Below are 17185 nucleotides of genomic sequence, written 5' to 3' on the forward strand. Positions count from 1 at the left end.
CGAGTCAAGCTGTAGTTTCGGTTGCCGGTTCTTCACGAAGATTGCTAATTTCACCAAGCGAGCACGACTCGCAGGGGGGACAAGGCTGCCGGTTGCACTACGCCGAAAGGGGTGTGCAAACCTGTTTGTCAGGGCGTTGGGTCGCTTCTGTCAAACGCTCGGGGGAAAACCCCGGCCGTGTCCAAGGAATAGACATTGCGGGTCGCTGCACTGCGCGCCGAACGGGACTGCCGGAGCGTCGCTGCGACCAAGACCAGGGGTCACTCCCTCACCTTTGCGTCTGCGCAAGGGACGGTCTCGCTGTTCCTCCTGCAAGGAAGCCCGCCGCCGCCAGGCGTTCGGTGTGGGGATTGAGGAACGAGGACAAAACGGCAGATGACCGAAGAGCAATGGGGGGTCTTGCAGGACCAGATCTGCAAGGCTATCGGGCAAAATAATCATAAGACATGGATCGAACCGCTGCGTTTCGCGGGGTCGACCCCGGAAGGAACGGTGACGCTGCAGGCGCCCACCAATTTCTTCAGCACCTATGTCACGCAGAACTATGGCGACCAACTGTTGGAGCACATCATGTCGGTGTCGCCCCGCGTGCGCCGTCTGGATATTAAGGTGGCCTCGGCAATGACCGAGAGCGAAACCCGCGCCGTTGCGCAACAGGCGCCCGCCAGCCCCGAGCCGGCCGCCGCGCCCCAGCCTGCGGCCCGTGGCCATCTGCCCGGTGCGCCCCTGGATGCGCGGTTCACCTTTGACACCTTTGTGGTCGGCAAGCCGAACGAGCTGGCCCATGCCGCGGCAAAGCGGGTGTCCGAAGGCGGCCCGGTGACCTTCAACCCGTTGTTCCTCTATGGTGGCGTCGGCCTTGGTAAGACGCACCTCATGCATGCGATTGCCCACGAGCTGACCCAGCGCAATCCGCACCTGGCCGTTCTCTATCTTTCGGCGGAACAGTTCATGTACCGCTTCGTGCAGGCCCTGCGCGAACGCAAGATGATGGACTTCAAGGAGATGTTCCGCTCTGTCGACGTGCTCATGGTCGACGACGTGCAGTTCATCGCCGGCAAGGATTCGACCCAGGAAGAGTTCTTTCACACCTTCAACGCGCTGGTGGACCAGAACAAGCAGATCATCATTTCGGCCGACCGCGCCCCGGATGAGATCAAGGACCTGGAAAACCGCATTCGCAGCCGTCTGCAGTCCGGCCTTGTCGTGGACCTGCATCCGACTGACTACGAACTCCGCCTCGGCATTCTGCAGTCCAAGGTCGAAGGCTATCGCGCCATGCACCCCGACCTGGTGATCGACGATGGCGTTCTGGAATTCCTCGCCCACCGGATCAGCACCAACGTCCGCGTTCTCGAAGGTGCGCTGACCCGCCTGTTCGCCTTTGCCAGCCTCGTGGGCAAACCGATCAACATGGACCTGGTTCAGGACAGCCTGGCCGACGTGCTGCGCGCTTCCGAACGCAAGATTTCGATCGACGAGATTCAGCGCAAGGTGGCCGAGCATTACAATATCCGTCTGTCGGACATGATCGGGCCCAAGCGCGTGCGCAACTTTGCCCGTCCGCGGCAGGTGGCGATGTACCTGTGCAAGCAGCTGACCTCGCGGTCGCTGCCGGAAATCGGTCGCCGGTTCGGCGGGCGCGACCACACCACGGTAATGCACGGCGTCAAGCGGATCGAAGAACTGCGCCTGCAGGATGGGCAGATCGACGAGGACGTCGAGATGCTGCGTCGGGCGCTCGAAGCCTGACAGGCTGTGGAAAAAATGCGGCGTGCCGGAACTGGTACGTCGCAACGCCTTGACGCCTAGGCAAAAGCACAAGACAAATCGTGAAAACCGACTTGGAGTGCGGGCCGGCGCAGGCTAGGCTGCGCCCCCGGGCGTTGCGGAGAGGGTAGGGCGATGAAATTCAGCATGGAACGGGCGGCGCTCTTGCGCGCGGTCGCGCAAGCGCAATCGGTCGTGGAGCGGCGCAACACGATCCCGATCCTGGCCAATGTCCTGATCGAGGCCGAGGGTGAAAACGTAACCTTTCGCGCCACCGATCTGGATATCGAGGTGCTGGACCGCGCTTTGGCGCAGGTCGAAAAGGCGGGCGGCACCACGGTTTCCGCCGTGACCCTGCACGAAATCGTCCGCAAGCTGCCCGACGGAGCGCTGGTGACGCTTGCCGCCGATCCCGGTTCGGGCCGCCTGTCGGTCTCTGCCGGCCGGTCGCATTTCTCTTTGGCCACCCTGCCCAAAGAAGACTTCCCGGTCATGGCGACCTCGGAATACGACTGCAACTTCTCGGCCAAGGCCGAGGTGCTGCGTCGTCTCTTCGACAAATCGAAATTCGCGATTTCCACCGAGGAAACCCGCTATTACCTGAACGGCGTTTACATGCATGTCGCGGATACCGCGGATGGTAAATCGCTGCGCTGTGTCGCGACAGACGGGCACCGGCTGGCCCGGATAGACGCGCCGCTGCCCTCCGGTGCCGAAGAGATGCCCGGCGTCATCGTTCCGCGCAAGACCGTGGGCGAGTTGCGCAAGCTGGTGGACCAGGACGACATGGACATCGCCGTTTCGGTCTCGGAAACCAAGGTGCGTTTCGCCACGCCGGACATCACCCTGACGTCCAAGGTCATCGACGGAACCTTTCCGGATTACACCCGCGTGATTCCCAGCGGCAACACCCGGCAGTTGGAGGTCGACGCTTCGGAATTCGCCAAGGCCGTGGACCGTGTGGCCACCGTGTCTTCGGAGCGTTCGCGCGCGGTCAAGATGCAGCTGGACGAGGATCGGCTGATCCTGTCCGTCAACGCACCGGACAGCGGCGCCGCCGAGGAAGAACTGGCCGTTGCCTATGGCGACGAACGGTTGGAAATCGGCTTCAACGCGAAGTACCTGCTGGAAATCGCCAGCCAGGTGGACCGCGAGAATGCCGTCTTCCTGTTCAATTCCTCCGGCGACCCGACCCTGATGCGCGAAGGCGGCGACGAAAGCGCGGTCTACGTCGTCATGCCGATGCGGGTCTGACCAGAGACGATTTTTCGCCGAAAAATCGTCTCGTCTCATGCCGCTCGCCCTGACCCAGCTGACCCTGTCGCATTTCCGCTCGCACCGCATGGCGCGGGTGGCGGTTGATCCACGACCGGTGGCGATCTTTGGCCCGAACGGCGCAGGCAAGACCAACCTGATCGAGGCGGTCTCGTTGTTTTCTCCAGGCCGCGGGATGCGCCGGGCGTCGGCCGCGGAAATGGCGCGGCGACCGGAAAGCCTGGGGTGGAAGATCACCGGGCAGTTGACCGGCCCCGAAGGCCAGCACGAGATCGCCTTCGCCTCGGAAAACGGCGGCGCGCGTCAGGTCACGATCAACGACAAATCCGCCAGTCAGATTGCGCTGGGCCGCATCGCCCGCACCGTCTGGCTGATCCCGGCGATGGACCGGCTGTGGATCGAGGGGGCCGAAGGGCGACGGCGGTTTCTCGACCGACTCACCCTGTCTTTCTATCCCGATCATGCGCAGGCATCGCTGGACTATGAAAAGGCCATGCGCGAACGCAACCGTCTGCTCAAGGAAGAGGTCCGCGACCCGCATTGGTACGTCGCGCTTGAATCGCAGATGGCCCGCGCCGGGGCGTTGCTGACAGCCAACCGGAAGGAGGCCCTGGCCCGCTTGCAGGCCGCGCAAGCCGAGGCAGAGACCGCCTTTCCCGCCGCCGACCTGGAGTTGGTGCAGTCAGAGGGCAGCCTGCCGCAGGCCGAGGAAGACCTGCGCGATGCCCTGGCCGAAAGCCGGTTCCGCGACATGGGGGCGGGGCGCGCGCTGGTTGGCCCCCATCGAAGCGATCTCTACGGGGTTTTCGCTGCCAAGGCTGTGCCCGCCTCCGAATGTTCGACCGGTGAACAGAAGGCCCTGCTGATTTCGCTGATCCTGTCCAATGCGCGCGCCCTGGCACAGGATTTTGGCGCCGCGCCGATCCTCTTGCTGGACGAAGTTGCGGCCCATCTGGACGCGACCCGTCGCGCCGCGCTCTACGACGAAATCTGCGGCTTGGGTGCGCAGGCCTGGATGACGGGAACGGGGGCGGAACTCTTTGCGGAACTGGGCAACCGGGCACAGCATTTCGAAGTGACCGAAGAGGGTGGCGAAAGCCACGTCCGGCGCCATGATTGAGGTGATCCCTGAACATGCGCTGACTGCCGAAGACGAGGCGCAGGTGGCAGAGTTGCTGCGGGCCTCTTTTCCCACGGATTTTGGCGGTCGCAGCTTCTATCAGCAGCGGCCTCATCTGCGGGTCGTCTGGCGCAATGGCACGATCCTGGGCCATATCGCGCTGTTCTACCGCGCCGTGCGCATCGACGGACAACTGATCGATGTTATCGGGTTGGGCGATATCGCAACCGCCCCACGGGCGCGTGGGCAGGGCATCGCCACCGCCCTGCTGGATCGCACGCTTGCCATCGGCAAGGACAGCAATGCCAAATTCGCGCTGCTCTTTGGTCAACGCACGCTTTATGACCGGGCCGGATTCCGGCTTGTTGCAAACACATACACCCGGGTCGACATGACCGGCGCCCGCACTGGTGATGTCGACCACGTCCAGAGCCGCTTTTTGCGCGTTCTTCCGTTGACCGGGGCGGCTTGGCCTGACAGCGCCGAGCTTGACCTGCTGGGGCCGCTGTTCTGAGGGCTGGCATCCTGTAGAAGGCTTCTATGATCGACCCCGACCCGAGCGATTCTTCTACATTCTGCGCACCGCCACGGCGCTGCACTGGATGCGGTTGAGCGAGAAACCCATGCCGCCGTGACCGACTGAATGCTGCGGAAACCAGCGCGGCGGGCTTCTGCGGAGAAAGCAGAAAAACGCCCGCTGTGCGGGATGACGGACGCGCTGCACCGTGATCTGACGCTGTCACGATTCCCGCATTGACGGATTACCAAATATTGTGTCCGTGGCGTGACAATCCCCCGCTAAACCTCTATAACTTGGGCCAAAATAACAAAGGATCAGGCGATGTCCGACCAGCCCGCGGCGCCGAGTGAGTACGGCGCCGATTCCATTAAGGTTCTCAAAGGCTTGGAGGCGGTGCGCAAACGCCCCGGCATGTATATCGGTGACACCGATGACGGCTCGGGCCTGCACCACATGGTCTACGAGGTGGTGGACAACGGCATCGACGAGGCGCTGGCCAAACATGCCGACTATGTCCATGTGAAAATCCATGCCGACAGCAGCGTGTCGGTGCGGGACAACGGGCGCGGGATTCCCGTCGACATCCACTCGGAAGAGGGGGTTTCGGCGGCCGAGGTCATCATGACGCAGCTGCACGCCGGCGGGAAGTTCGACCAGAACTCCTACAAGGTGTCGGGCGGTCTGCACGGCGTGGGCGTTTCCGTCGTCAACGCGCTGTCCGTCTGGTTGGAGCTCCGCATCTGGCGCAACGGCAAGGAACACTACGCCAAGTTCGAACATGGCGAGACCAGCGAACACCTGCGCGTTGTCGGCGATGCCGAGGGCGAGACCGGGACAGAGGTCCGCTTCCTTGCCTCGACCGACACGTTTTCCAACCTGGATTACAATTTCGAGACGCTGGAAAAGCGCCTGCGCGAACTGGCCTTCCTGAACTCCGGCGTGCGCATCATCCTGGAGGATGAGCGCCCCGCCGAGCCGCTCAAGACCGAGCTGCACTACGAGGGCGGCGTGCGCGAGTTCGTCAAGTATCTCGACCGTTCCAAGCAATCCGTCATGGCAGAGCCGGTTTACATGGAGGGCGAGAAGGACGGTATCGGGGTCGAGGTCGCCATGTGGTGGAACGACACCTACCACGAAACGGTGCTGCCCTTCACCAACAACATCCCGCAGCGGGATGGCGGCACGCACTTGGCCGGATTCCGTGGCGCCCTGACCCGGACGATCCAGAAATACGCCCAGGAGTCGGGCATCGCGAAACGCGAAAAGGTGAATTTTACCGGCGACGATGCCCGCGAGGGATTGACCGCGGTGCTTTCGGTCAAGGTGCCGGACCCGAAATTCTCCAGCCAGACCAAGGACAAGCTGGTCAGTTCAGAGGTGCGCCCGGCGGTCGAAAGCCTGATGAACGAGAAGCTGGCCGAATGGTTCGAGGAGAACCCTCAGCAAGCCAAGCAGATCGTCGGCAAGATCATCGAGGCCGCTCTGGCGCGTGAGGCAGCCCGCAAGGCGCGTGAGCTGACCCGTCGCAAGACCGCGATGGACGTCAGTTTCAACGCGGCCAAGCTGAAGGACTGTTCCGAGAAGGACGCCTCCAAGACCGAACTGTTCCTGGTCGAGGGGGACTCGGCCGGTGGATCGGCGCAAACGGGCCGTGACCGCCGCAACCAGGCGATCCTGCCCCTGCGCGGCAAGATCCTGAACGTGGAACGGGCGCGGTTCGACCGTATGCTGTCCAGCCAGGAGATCGGCAACCTCGTGATGGCGCTGGGCACCGGCATCGGGCGGGATGAGTTCGACATCTCGAAACTGCGCTACCACAAGATCATCATCATGACCGACGCCGACGTGGACGGCGCGCACATCCGCACGCTTCTGCTGACCTTCTTCTACCGGCAGATGCCTGAACTGATCGAGGGCGGATACCTCTATATCGCGCAACCACCGCTGTACAAGGTCGCGCGCGGCAAGTCCGAGGTCTATCTCAAGGATCAGACGGCGCTGGACGACTACCTGATCCAGCAAGGGATCGAGAATGCCCAGCTGAACCTGAGCTCGGGCGAGGTGATCGTCGGGCAGGACCTTGTCCGCGTGGTCGACGAGGCGCGGCAGCTCAAGCGCGTGCTCGACGCATTCCCCACCCATTACCCACGCCATATCCTGGAGCAGTCCGCCATCGCCGGGGCCTTTGTTCCGGGCGCCGTGGATGCCGACCTGCAAGGCGTGGCCGACAAGGTCGCCGCGCGGCTGGACCTGATCGCTCTGGAATACGAACGTGGCTGGAACGGTCGGATCACCCAGGACAAGGGCATTCGGTTGGCGCGTATCCTGCGCGGTGTCGAAGAGGTCCGCACGCTGGACGGGCCGATGCTGCGCTCGGGCGAGGCGCGCAAGACCGGCAGCTTTACCGAGAGCCTGCAGCATATCTACGGCACACCTTCGACGCTGGAACGCAAGGATCGCCGCCAGCTGATCCAGGGCCCGCTTGACCTGCTCAAGGCCATCCTGGACGAGGGCGAGAAGGGTCTGACCCTGCAACGCTACAAGGGCCTGGGGGAAATGAACCCCGACCAGCTGTGGGAAACCACGTTGGACCCGGATGCGCGGACCCTTTTGCAGGTGACGATTGACGACATGGCCGAGGCGGATGATCTGTTCACCAAGCTGATGGGAGACGTGGTCGAGCCGCGGCGAGAGTTCATTCAGCAGAACGCCCTGACCGTCGAGAACCTCGACTTCTGAGTTTTTGTAGGATCGCGTGTAATCGTGCGCGGTCCCCATAAGTTTGCGCGATTTGCCCAAAGGTTTGCGCAGGCAACGCCGAAACGCATACTACCTGTTTCGGCGCTGGCCGCTCTTCGAGGCTTCGCCGTGGCCTAAAATAAAGACGGGAAATGATGGAGGGTGGGTTGGGAACTGCCAACCTGCTTCTTTCCAACACTCTGAGCCGAAGCCTATGAGATACCTGAGCATCAGACGCGAGATCGAAGGCAGCCTGCCCACCGTGGCGGAGCTCCTTCGCCAGAAGGGCGAACACGATGCTCTTCGCGCCATGAGCCAGGCAGACATCGAGATCGACGAGGTCGGCTACGACAATTGGGATGGCGGCACCGAACTCTGGACTGTCTTTCTTCGCGTCCCGGTCAGCGTTTTCGTGTCGATCGAGAACAGCCGGGATGAGATCGCCGCGATCATTTCGAAGAACCTCGAACTCGTCACAGGCAAGGATAATGGATACTGGGTGAGCGCGGAGATCTCGCCGATGCGCGCGCCGCCGGCGGGACGGCGTCTGTCCGACGGGAAGATCCGCGAACGGACACGCGCCGCCATCCTCGACGAAATGCGCGCCAGGGAGACGGTTTGGCACGGCGCCTTGGATGAGATCGCCTTTCTCAGCCGGATCTTTGATCTAACTTGCCTGCCCGCTCATGACAGCCGTTTCCAGAATGCCGAGCAGGACATCTGGCAGCACTGCATCAACAACTTCGACTGGCCACAGGATTGGGTCTACAGCGACCCGCGCTTCCGTCTCTATGCTGCCGAGCAGGACATCTTCCTGAAGTTCATCTGCGAGGTTCTCCATCCCATCGTCCGGAAAGAAGACTCGGAGCAGGACGCGCTCGCCAGGGCATTCAACGGTCACCTGCGGGCTGACGGATGGGAACTCGTCGAGGACGCCATCATAGATGGCAGACCGACTTATGTGCCGCAACGCAAGGTTCACGCCCTGGGTGGATCGGTCCAGCGCATCAAGTCCGTGGCGGCCACCCTGAACTCAGACACGCTCTACGAGGACCTTCGACGCCTCGAGCGCATCGGCGACAGTGAGCCTGGCGAGGCAATCGCCCTGGCCAAGGAAATCGTCGAGAGCTGCTGCAAACTGATCCTGGATGATCGAAGGGTAGAATATCCTGAAAAGGCGGAAATCCCCGAGTTGCTGAAGTTCCTTCGCAAGGAGATCAAGATCATGCCAGATGGGATTGACGAAAGCGCCAAAGGAGCAAACGAAATCAGAGGTATCCTGACCAGCTTGGGTAATATCGCGCATTCTCTCGCTCCATTGCGGAACGCATATGGCAAGGGCCACGGCCGCGGCCGCGACTTCAAGGGGCTTCAACCACGCCATGCCCGTCTTGCGATTGGAGCCGCCAGCACATTCGTCGATTTCGTTTTGGATCGCCACCTGACCCAATAGTAGACCAGAGCAACCACATAAATGTCTGCCCAGATTCACCGTGCAACTAAGCCTCACCCATCCGATCAATTTGCCGAAAGGGGCGGAATCCGGTCTTTCGCTGCCCCGAGGACGAACGATGGTGTGCTGCTGCCTGAACTACAACTATCCGCTCCTTGCTTGCGAGGTTTTTGTTTTAGCTGTTGAAGGTGGGCGCATGCCAATCGGGGGGATCGTAGATTTTGGATCGCTTGATGTCGCCAGTGAAACCAGTGATCTCCCGCAGCCTCTCCTTGTCCGCTAACCAAGTTGTTCGATCCCGGTTAGGATCGGCCATGATCTGCGTAATCATCTCATGTGGATTAACGGCATAACGGTATAACCCTTTGTCATCGTAGAGATTTGCATCACCAAAATAGATCAGTCTCACCTCGCATTCATGCTTGAAAGACCGTCGCTTGAGCAGGAGGCTTTCTGCAAGCCGCGACGCGCTAATGTATAATCGGCCGCCATTCTGGACGTAGGCCTTTAGTTCTTCTTCGCGCTTATAAAGAACTTTGCCGATAAAGCAGGTGTCCTGCGGCATCTTGGGATGCTTCTGAACGAGAGCGGACAATAGCTTGCGCGGTGTCGACCGAATCCGAATAAACCGGCGGTTAGGGTCGTTCGCGTAGATGCCCCACATCGCTTCCGACAGGTTCTCACGCGACCAACATTGGCCAACAAAATCGTCCCGGAACCCGAATTCGAAGGGTTCATTGTTCAGGATACCTCCAAGCTTGAGTTGGAAATTTTCAAACTTATCCTTCCATTTGTGGACCTGACTTAGAACATTCTCCCGGTTGGTAAAAATACTGATGACATATTCTTCAGGCATAATTCTGTAGACATGCTGATCAAGCTCGTCTTCTGATAAATTGAGCACACAACCTTCCGTCGTCGCAGGTCCCATGAGATTAATTCTCCCCCAGCACAATATGTTCTGAAAAGGCCGGCGCAATATAATCGTTCCAAACTTGAGCCCCTGTCAGTCGGTCGCCAGCGCCGTTTATCTCCTCAAGCACCACGTCGCTAATCCGCACACCTGCGGGCACATATCGAAGTTTCAATTCTTCAATTCTAACCTCTCGGCTGGGGAAATTACGGCTGAATTCCTTGAGCTGTGGGACGAGCCGGTGGTGAAGCTGCATGTCGATCCGCCCCTCTCTTTGGGCATAGGACGCTCGCAATTCGGCGCCGACGACGTCATCAATTGTTGGCCTGGTCAGAGACGTATTCTCAACCGCGACGATCGACGGCGTATATGTGTTCATTGCGTCGCCCGGCGGATTCTGAAGCCGGATAGTAGGGTCAACAATTTCGAACGGCGGAGCGACAACCCAGGCATGTCCAAGTTCAGCACCAGCGAAGTCTGGGGTGTCGCACATGCACTGGCCTCGCCAGAGATTCTCGAACTCAACCTCCATGATCATTGAGCCCTTGAGGCCGAAGCTCCAGACCCCAAGCCGGTCGAGGATACGCTGCATCATCGACGAAGCATGAACACAACTACGATGCATATTTTCGCGTTCGAATAACTCTGCGAGGAATTCCGCTAATCGCGGAACGATTTCGCGGGCTCGTTCATCATATTCAGCCGTGCGCGGACGCGATTTCACCCATATCGCATACTGGTCTAAGAATTCACCGTTGCTACGTTCCTCGGCCAAGAATGCCGGCTGGTCGTAGAAGCCAAACTGTGCTGTATCAATCCCAAGCCGACGCAACCTTTGATCCACCGTTGCATATTCCAGCTTTCGGGCAGCCGCCCGTCGTTTTGCCTCGCCCAAAGTCCGCTCCCCTTGGTCAGTGTTTCGCAACTAACATCTCCCGTCCCTACGTCAATATTACTCGATTGCCAAACGGCGCATTGAATGAAAGGTCGACCGCTTACTGTGGTGACTTAGGTCGGCCACGGTAGGAGGGCGGCGACGTCGGACATGGGCCAGATCGGGCTCAAACCGGTAATTCGTTGAAGGCCTCACTAAGGTCGGCTTCGGGCCGTTCGCTAAGCTTTGGCAGTTCAGGCGCAAAGCTGCCATTCGTTGAAAGTATCCCGAGTATAGCTCTGGGCCGAGAGGATACGGGCAGCCGCCGTCGCCCAATCGACCAAAGCAGACTCAATCACTCAACTTTCACTTCATGTCAGCGCGCTGCTTTTCTCCCAACCCGATCCTGGAAGAGATGGACAGGTTCCCTGAGACGAGCCCGACGATCTTGTCCTACCCCTGATGCGAGGTCCGCCCCGACCCGAGCCTCAGCTCGGCTTGCGAGGGACGGAAGCGACCGCCTGGGCTTCGGCTGCCGCTGCGACGCGTTGCTCCAGATCATGCGCCTCGGCGACACCAACCGCCACCAGCCGGCCCAACACCCGATCGATCCGCGTGCGCGCCGGGTGGCCAGGTTCGAGCAATCCCGGATCTTCGCCAACACACGCTTCAAACCATTGCATAACGCGGCCGCCGACGCCCGCCGCGATCCACAGATCCGGTGACGTCGTGCGACCGAACCAAGCGTCGACTGCGTCCAACAGAAAACCAAGATGGCGCGAACGCGGCGCGACCAGCAGCAGGTTCATCGTGCAGCGCGCGACGAACACCGTTGGTCCCCCGGGCAACATCGGGCGGAGTATAGGTAGAAATGGATCAACCCGGTCGAACACGGTTGGCACCAGATAGCTGTGCGTCCCGGTGATCGGCCCATAGGTATTGAACAGCATTTGCCCGATGACGCCACCGCTATTCAGGCCGATCCGAGCTTCGCCTGGGTCGAGGATGCTCCGCCACCGGCTGAGCTTCATCAGCCGCGTGACGAGCTTTTCTCGTAGCGCCACTGGCCGTTCCGGCGCGCGGCTGGTGTGGTTGAAGTAGAGCACGTCAGCGGCGTGCTGGACCGTCTGCGCGACCTCGGCAAAAGGCGCGTCGGGCAGGTCGGTCACGAACGGCAGATCGGCGGCGAATGCCGCATCGTCTCCGTCGAGCAGCCGCTCGGCATACAACGCGTAATATTGCAAATTCCAGTCGGTAGGCTCGCGGCTGATCTCGGCGTCGGCCGCTTGGCCCAACCCATTCATGCGGCCTGTCCATTCAGCATAAGCCGAGACGATCTCCTGCCGCCAGCCGATGGCGTTCGCGGGCGCCAACTGTATGATTGCCAGCCAATGGGCCCCCGCCTGGTGATCGGCGTGAAGGATCGTTGGCGGAACGTCGATCGCCGTCTCCAGCGCGTCGTCGACATCGAACTCTTCAGGTGTGACTGATCCCGGCACCCGCATCCGGCTGGCCCGGCGCAGATTCGGTCCCTCCTCGGGCCAAGCGGGCCAGTTCGGTTCAGCGCCGCCATCAAGCCAGGCCAGTTCGGCTGTCACCGCCGCGTCGGTCCCGGCGGCACGCTCCGCTTCGAACGCCGCCTTCGCCGCCTCGTCTTCCGGTTTGTGGCTTTTCCAACGCCACGTCATGCTGGAAAAGGCCGCCCGCATCATCGCTTTGAAAAGACGCGGTTCGATCTCCAAGATGCGTGGGACAGCCGCCGCTACCGCGGGGGCTGCCGCCCGATCCTTGCGTGTCGCAAGCGCGACCAGCGCATCGCGATCCGCGGTTTTACTCAGCCGGGCCCAGAGATGGATCAGTGCAAGGATCGCAATCGCCGGGCGGTTGTAGCGCAGGGTCTCGCGAGACCCGCTGCCTCGATCGGATTTCTCCTCAAGCGTGATCCCGATAACTTCCCGCACCCAGGCTTCATGTGCTGCCAGCAGCCCATCGTCGCCGTCACGCGCGACGAGCAGCGCCGTCGTGATCAGCCGCGTTGCGCGCGACTTGAGCGCGTCAGTATCGCTGCCATCGGGCACGTCGCCCTCGGCATAGGCGACTGCGTCGCGTGCGGTTTCGGCCGTAGCATACGTCCCACCGTCGACCGCCATCGAAATGCGCGCTTCCATCCCGCTCGCCTGAACCGACACATCCCGTTTGGCTTCGAGCGCCGCGAAATGCGCGGCTTCGTCTGGGGGCGACCGATATTCGAGATTGCCGTCCTCCCGCTCGAACCAGTTCGCCAGAGTGAGGACGTTAAGCGCATAGCGGCCGGCGAACTCAGGTGCGCTCAAAGTCGCGTGCGCGGCGTAAGGTTCGAGCGTCTCGACCGCCGTAGCGAGCGCTGCTCGCAACCCGTTGCCGACTGGCTCGTCGGCCAGAAAATTCGGCAAGATGTCGATCAGCGAATAGCCGCGCGAGGGTCTTGCCTTCAGATCGGCCAAACGCACCGGACCCTTCGGCTCATCCTTCAGTCCCAGCGTATCACGCCCTGCCTCCATCTGGTCATGAATCTGCCGGGTGCGATCTTCGGCAAGGAGCTGCGGGCTCGCGAGGAACGGCGCGAGCGCTACACGCGCGACGCTGCCGTGCGACAACAACACGTCGATCGCGATGAGGAGATAGGCAGCCGCGCTGCCCTCTGGGCCCAATATATCGGCGAGCACGTCCTCGACCGGATCGCCGTCATCGAGCCGCTTCTGGCTCCACGCCTCGAGCGCGAGTAGCCCGGAAGCGACCGCATATTCGTTGCCACGGCCTCGCGACCATTCATAGGTCCAACTCCAGGGGAATAGGCGCGGCCCCTCGCCAAAGTCGACGGTGATGACGTCTTCGCCTGGCTCGCGCCCATCGGTGTGAAAAGCTATCGCTTCATCGACCAGCCCCCGGATTAACGCCAGGCCTTCGGTCGGCGCCGCGTTTAGCAAGTCGAGAAACGGCGGCTGCGCGGGCGAGGGCGGCAGATAGTCGCTATCAGCAAAGCTAAAGGCGTCCCGCATCGCGCTGTCCCTTCGAGTCCGCCCACGAGTATTCTCGATCAAGCTCGCTTGAACCATCACCGCCAGTTCGGCTGGCGCGACGGGAGCGATCACGCTCGAGAACTGGCGCAATTCCTCGATCTTGTGATGGTCGCCGTCGCCCGTGATTGCGGTGAGATAGGCCTTGAGGGCATCGGGCGCGAAGGACCCGAGCAGCATCGCCATTTGCCGGAGCTTTTTGATCGTCTGCCGCGCATCGCCTGACCAGCGCGCGCGTCCCTCAATCCCGGGGATCGTGACCGGCATGTCGCGCAGATCGAGCTGGCATAGCCAGTCGAACAGTAGCCGGGCCGTTCGCTCGGCAAGCGACGGGAGCATCTTGAGGAAGAAGATTTGTATCTCGACCAGCTCGACCACGGCGTCGATCGCCGACATTGGCACCTCGGCGGCGTGATCAAGTATCCAGCGCAGCACCAGGACCGACGATCCCGTCACGTCGGTTCGAAACGAGCGCGGGAGGTTGATCTCCGATCCATCGGGCAATGTGATGATGTCGGCTGCCGCCTGCGTCTCGACCGCGACGAAAGTAGTTGACAGCTCGGTCAAGAGTGCCCCGCCCTCTGCGAGCAGCGAGGCGCTCGACTTTTCAAGCAGATCGGTCGCGACTTCGGACCTGACCAGGGTGAGGATCGCTTGTCGGCGCCAAGAGCCGTGCGCGCTCGGAGGCGACAGGTGCTCGAGCAGATCGTGCCAGGCACTTGCATCCTCGCCGGTCTCGAGCACGAGCCGCGCGGCGATCTCGATACCGCGGGCGACGCGCGGCGACACGGGCCCGCCCAGGTCGAACACTGCCAGGCGGGACGGGTCTTCGGCGAGGTAATTCCCGATCGCCCAGTCGCGCAGCACGTCGTGATTGAAATCGAGTCGGTCGGGCCGGACCTCGCGGAGCGACTGAGCACCGAGCAGATGGTTTCGCGCGGACGAATCCTCGTCGAGATCGATTCCGGCGTCGCCCTTGAGGGCGGCAGTCGCCAGTGCTCTGAGGATTCGCTGCGCTGCCCGCACTTCGGCCGTCGGCGCGCCATCGGCGCCGATCCACCAAAGCTGCGCAAGCCCGGCCTCAGTTCGGACCGACGCGGCGCTCGGTTCGCGGAGCAGTCGCGACAAACGGTAGAGGTTGCGCGCGAGTTGCGCTGCGGGATGGCCGGCATTGAGCAGCATCCGTAGCTCGGGCGCCTGATCGGTCAGGATCGCGACTTCTTCGTCCGACAGCGCTCCGACCTTGACCTCGTGCATACCGCCCAGTGCGGTCGAGATCTGGTCGTCGAGCCATGGGATGGCGTCGCTGGCGCCGGTCTGCCGCGCGGTTGCGATCACAGTGAAGCCGGGTATGGCGCCGGCGGCCCGCAGCAGCTCGCTGATCGTGCGCTGTCGCCCCGCATCATCGACCATGTCGATGCCGTCAATGAAGAGGTAAGCGCCACCGCTCGCCGCCAGATCGGTCAGGAAGGCATCCGCCGATCCGGGAATGCCGAGGGCGTTCGCCAAATACAACCAGCCATTAGGGGGCGTCGCCTCACGGTCGAGAACGATGATCGGGGCATTTGCGGCAACGCGCTCGGCATAGTGGCGAAGCACCCAGGATTTGCCGACGCCGGTATCGCCGCGCACGACGATGAAGCGCTGCGTCTCTACCGCATCGTCGAGCGCTGCGACCGCGGCCAGCCGCGGCAGCGTGACGCCTGCGACGTTCGTCCCGATAGGCGAGAGCGTGTTTTGCGCGAGCTCGGCGAGCCGCGCCCGGGCCGGGCCGTATTCGCGTTCGCCGGCAAGCTTGAAATCGGCCTCGGCGAGGTTGGCTTTGAGTGCAGCGGTATCGATCTCGCCGCCCCGCGTGCCGGTCTGGATCGAGAGATCGACGAGGCGGCTCCACAGTGCCTCGGCGCGTGCGATCTGCTCGTCCGCCAGCGCCATCCGCGCGAGCGCCAAGCCGTAGGTGCGAGCGATCGGCGCGCTTGCCTCGAAATCAAATTCGAGGATCAGTATCCGGCGCAGCAGCCGCCAGATCGTCTCGTTTTCGTCGGTGACGCCGCCCGCGACAAGATGCTCGCGCGTCGTCTCGACGAACTTGCGCATGTCATCGTTCGCCACGCCCGTGGCCTTCAGACGGGTGAAAAACTCGTCCGCTGTGGCCGCGCTGCGCGCCCAGCCCAGCACGTCTTGATATGCACCCGATATCTTGCGGCTGGTCCGCTGCGTGGCAATACCGAACAGATGGCGCTCCGCCGGGACGTCCCCAATGGTGCTGCTGGCAATCTGTAGTGCGACATCCTTGTAGACCGGGTCCTTCGGCGAGAACTGGATATCGCGCTTCGACTGGATTTCGAGTAGCGTATCACCGCTGGCGCCGACGCCCGTGATGATGAGGTCGTCGAGCTTGAACCCCTGCTCGACGCCTTGGAAGCGCACGCCCGTGACGCGCGCGGACGGCAGCCCCGGCGCCCGGTTGCAGGTCAGAAGCGCAAGCAGATACAACGCTCCGAGCTCGCCCTCAATATAGGCGCCTGCCGCGCCGCGCGATGCCGGGCTTGAGCCAGGTTCAGTGTCGGAGGTATTTTCTACTTTCGCCATTACATTGATGTGCAAACGATCGCACGCGTGGTCAAGCGAAACGGGCGTCCGCGGGGACTTAATTGAATTGATGCGGACCGATTTCTGATTTGCCGTCCTTCTATCTCAATTCATGCTGGCGCGACCAGGCGTCGTCAACTTCGATGTTCTTACACCCAAAGTGGCGCTGCCAATAGCAGTCGGTGACCGGGCTGGTTCGAAGCTGATGTCGATCTCTTATGCCTTCGTTCAGGAATCATGAGGGGAATGGGGGTCTTCGACGCTTAGATCGATATCCGCTGGGATGCGTCCCCTCGCCTTCGCAAAAGCATCTCCGAATGCATCTTCGCTATCGATTTCTTTGTCCGAGATAAGAAGTGCCAGATGACCCCCGCATGCATCAACGTAGCGCTCGATCGACTGGAGGCTCGGCACCGGCCCGGTCAGGGCTTCCAACCTTGCAATCATGGATTGCGTCATTCCTGCCGCCGCAGCCACTTCATCCTGGGTCAGTCCCCTTGCATCTCGCAGAGCGCGTAGCCTGACGGCAATCCCGCGCTTGCGGGCGTTCTTGGCTTGATGCTCCGCGAGCTTTGGATGCGCACGCTGAAGCGCGTTTCGGAGGGATCTGTGACTCTCAACCATGATCAGGAACTCCATCTTGGAGCCGTAGTATAGCACACTTGCTATGCTCTTCGGAGGGGCATGATGCTGACACTGACTACTGGATGTTGCGAGCATCACTTCAGCATGGAGCAGCTGCGCCGCCAGGGGTTGCCGCTCCGGGCGGCCTCAAAGCGCAAAGTATTCCCTGATTTCAGCCGACGGCACGCCCCTCTAAGCGAATCGCCTCGGGTCTCCTTCACTGAACGCTCATTTCTTCGAATAGACCTA

10 protein-coding genes are annotated in these 17185 nt (G+C 61.6%); 6 read left to right on the forward strand and 4 right to left on the reverse strand.

Going from position 1 to position 17185, the window contains the following annotated elements; genetic code table 11:
• Positions 1 to 375: 375 nt before the first annotated feature.
• From dnaA to RBB42_RS02880, 6 genes are all read left to right on the forward strand, one after another.
• The gene (gene dnaA, locus RBB42_RS02855) at positions 376 to 1752 is read left to right on the forward strand and encodes a chromosomal replication initiator protein DnaA (protein WP_305969665.1); all 1377 of its coding nucleotides are present in this window, start codon (positions 376 to 378) and stop codon (positions 1750 to 1752) included.
• A 153-nt stretch (positions 1753 to 1905) separates the two neighbouring features.
• Positions 1906 to 3024 carry a DNA polymerase III subunit beta gene (gene dnaN, locus RBB42_RS02860; protein WP_305969666.1) on the forward strand — a complete coding sequence of 373 codons (1119 nt, stop codon included), beginning with the start codon at positions 1906 to 1908 and terminating at the stop codon, positions 3022 to 3024.
• 37 nt (positions 3025 to 3061) lie between these two features.
• Positions 3062 to 4165: a DNA replication/repair protein RecF gene (gene recF, locus RBB42_RS02865; protein ID WP_305969667.1), complete on the forward strand. Its 1104-nt coding sequence runs from the start codon at positions 3062 to 3064 to the stop codon at positions 4163 to 4165.
• Entirely contained in the window at positions 4158 to 4679 is a 522-nt protein-coding gene (locus RBB42_RS02870) for a GNAT family N-acetyltransferase (RefSeq protein ID WP_305969668.1), read from the forward strand. Before recF ends, RBB42_RS02870 begins: the two co-directional genes overlap by 8 nt.
• 327 nt (positions 4680 to 5006) lie before the next feature.
• Positions 5007 to 7424, forward strand: coding sequence for a DNA topoisomerase (ATP-hydrolyzing) subunit B (gene gyrB, locus RBB42_RS02875; RefSeq protein ID WP_305969669.1), 2418 nt, complete (start codon positions 5007 to 5009; stop codon positions 7422 to 7424).
• A 214-nt stretch (positions 7425 to 7638) separates the two neighbouring features.
• Complete coding sequence (locus RBB42_RS02880) at positions 7639 to 8877, forward strand: abortive infection family protein (RefSeq protein WP_305969670.1); 1239 nt, start codon at positions 7639 to 7641, stop codon at positions 8875 to 8877.
• A 175-nt stretch (positions 8878 to 9052) separates the two neighbouring features.
• Here the strand turns inward: RBB42_RS02880 and RBB42_RS02885 are convergent, their stop codons facing one another.
• The 4 genes from RBB42_RS02885 to RBB42_RS02900 all read right to left on the reverse strand — a co-directional run bounded on the left by RBB42_RS02885 (position 9053) and on the right by RBB42_RS02900 (position 16951).
• Positions 9053 to 9808, reverse strand: coding sequence for a hypothetical protein (locus RBB42_RS02885; protein ID WP_305969671.1), 756 nt, complete (start codon positions 9806 to 9808; stop codon positions 9053 to 9055).
• A gap of 4 nt (positions 9809 to 9812) precedes the next feature.
• Positions 9813 to 10685, reverse strand: a complete 873-nt coding sequence (locus RBB42_RS02890) for a hypothetical protein (protein ID WP_305969672.1) — start codon at positions 10683 to 10685, stop codon at positions 9813 to 9815.
• A 467-nt stretch (positions 10686 to 11152) separates the two neighbouring features.
• Positions 11153 to 16312, reverse strand: a complete 5160-nt coding sequence (locus tag RBB42_RS02895) for an ATP-binding protein (RefSeq protein WP_305969673.1) — start codon at positions 16310 to 16312, stop codon at positions 11153 to 11155.
• A 228-nt stretch (positions 16313 to 16540) separates the two neighbouring features.
• Entirely contained in the window at positions 16541 to 16951 is a 411-nt protein-coding gene (locus tag RBB42_RS02900; RefSeq protein ID WP_305969674.1) for a helix-turn-helix domain-containing protein, read from the reverse strand.
• Between the last annotated feature and the right edge of the window lie 234 nt (positions 16952 to 17185).

It is taken from the genome of Mameliella sp. MMSF_3455, from assembly GCF_030733205.1.
Lineage (GTDB): Bacteria > Pseudomonadota > Alphaproteobacteria > Rhodobacterales > Rhodobacteraceae > Antarctobacter.

Excerpts from the sequence above, each read along its gene's own strand:
- dnaA (WP_305969665.1), top strand. The coding sequence starts at position 376 with ATGACCGAAGAGCAATGGGGGGTCTTGCAGGACCAGATCTGCAAGGCT.
- dnaN (WP_305969666.1), top strand. The coding sequence starts at position 1,906 with ATGAAATTCAGCATGGAACGGGCGGCGCTCTTGCGCGCGGTCGCGCAA.
- recF (WP_305969667.1), top strand. The coding sequence starts at position 3,062 with ATGCCGCTCGCCCTGACCCAGCTGACCCTGTCGCATTTCCGCTCGCAC.
- RBB42_RS02870 (WP_305969668.1), top strand. The coding sequence starts at position 4,158 with ATGATTGAGGTGATCCCTGAACATGCGCTGACTGCCGAAGACGAGGCG.
- gyrB (WP_305969669.1), top strand. The coding sequence starts at position 5,007 with ATGTCCGACCAGCCCGCGGCGCCGAGTGAGTACGGCGCCGATTCCATT.
- RBB42_RS02880 (WP_305969670.1), top strand. The coding sequence starts at position 7,639 with ATGAGATACCTGAGCATCAGACGCGAGATCGAAGGCAGCCTGCCCACC.
- RBB42_RS02885 (WP_305969671.1), bottom strand. The coding sequence starts at position 9,808 with ATGGGACCTGCGACGACGGAAGGTTGTGTGCTCAATTTATCAGAAGAC.
- RBB42_RS02895 (WP_305969673.1), bottom strand. The coding sequence starts at position 16,312 with ATGGCGAAAGTAGAAAATACCTCCGACACTGAACCTGGCTCAAGCCCG.
- RBB42_RS02900 (WP_305969674.1), bottom strand. The coding sequence starts at position 16,951 with ATGGAGTTCCTGATCATGGTTGAGAGTCACAGATCCCTCCGAAACGCG.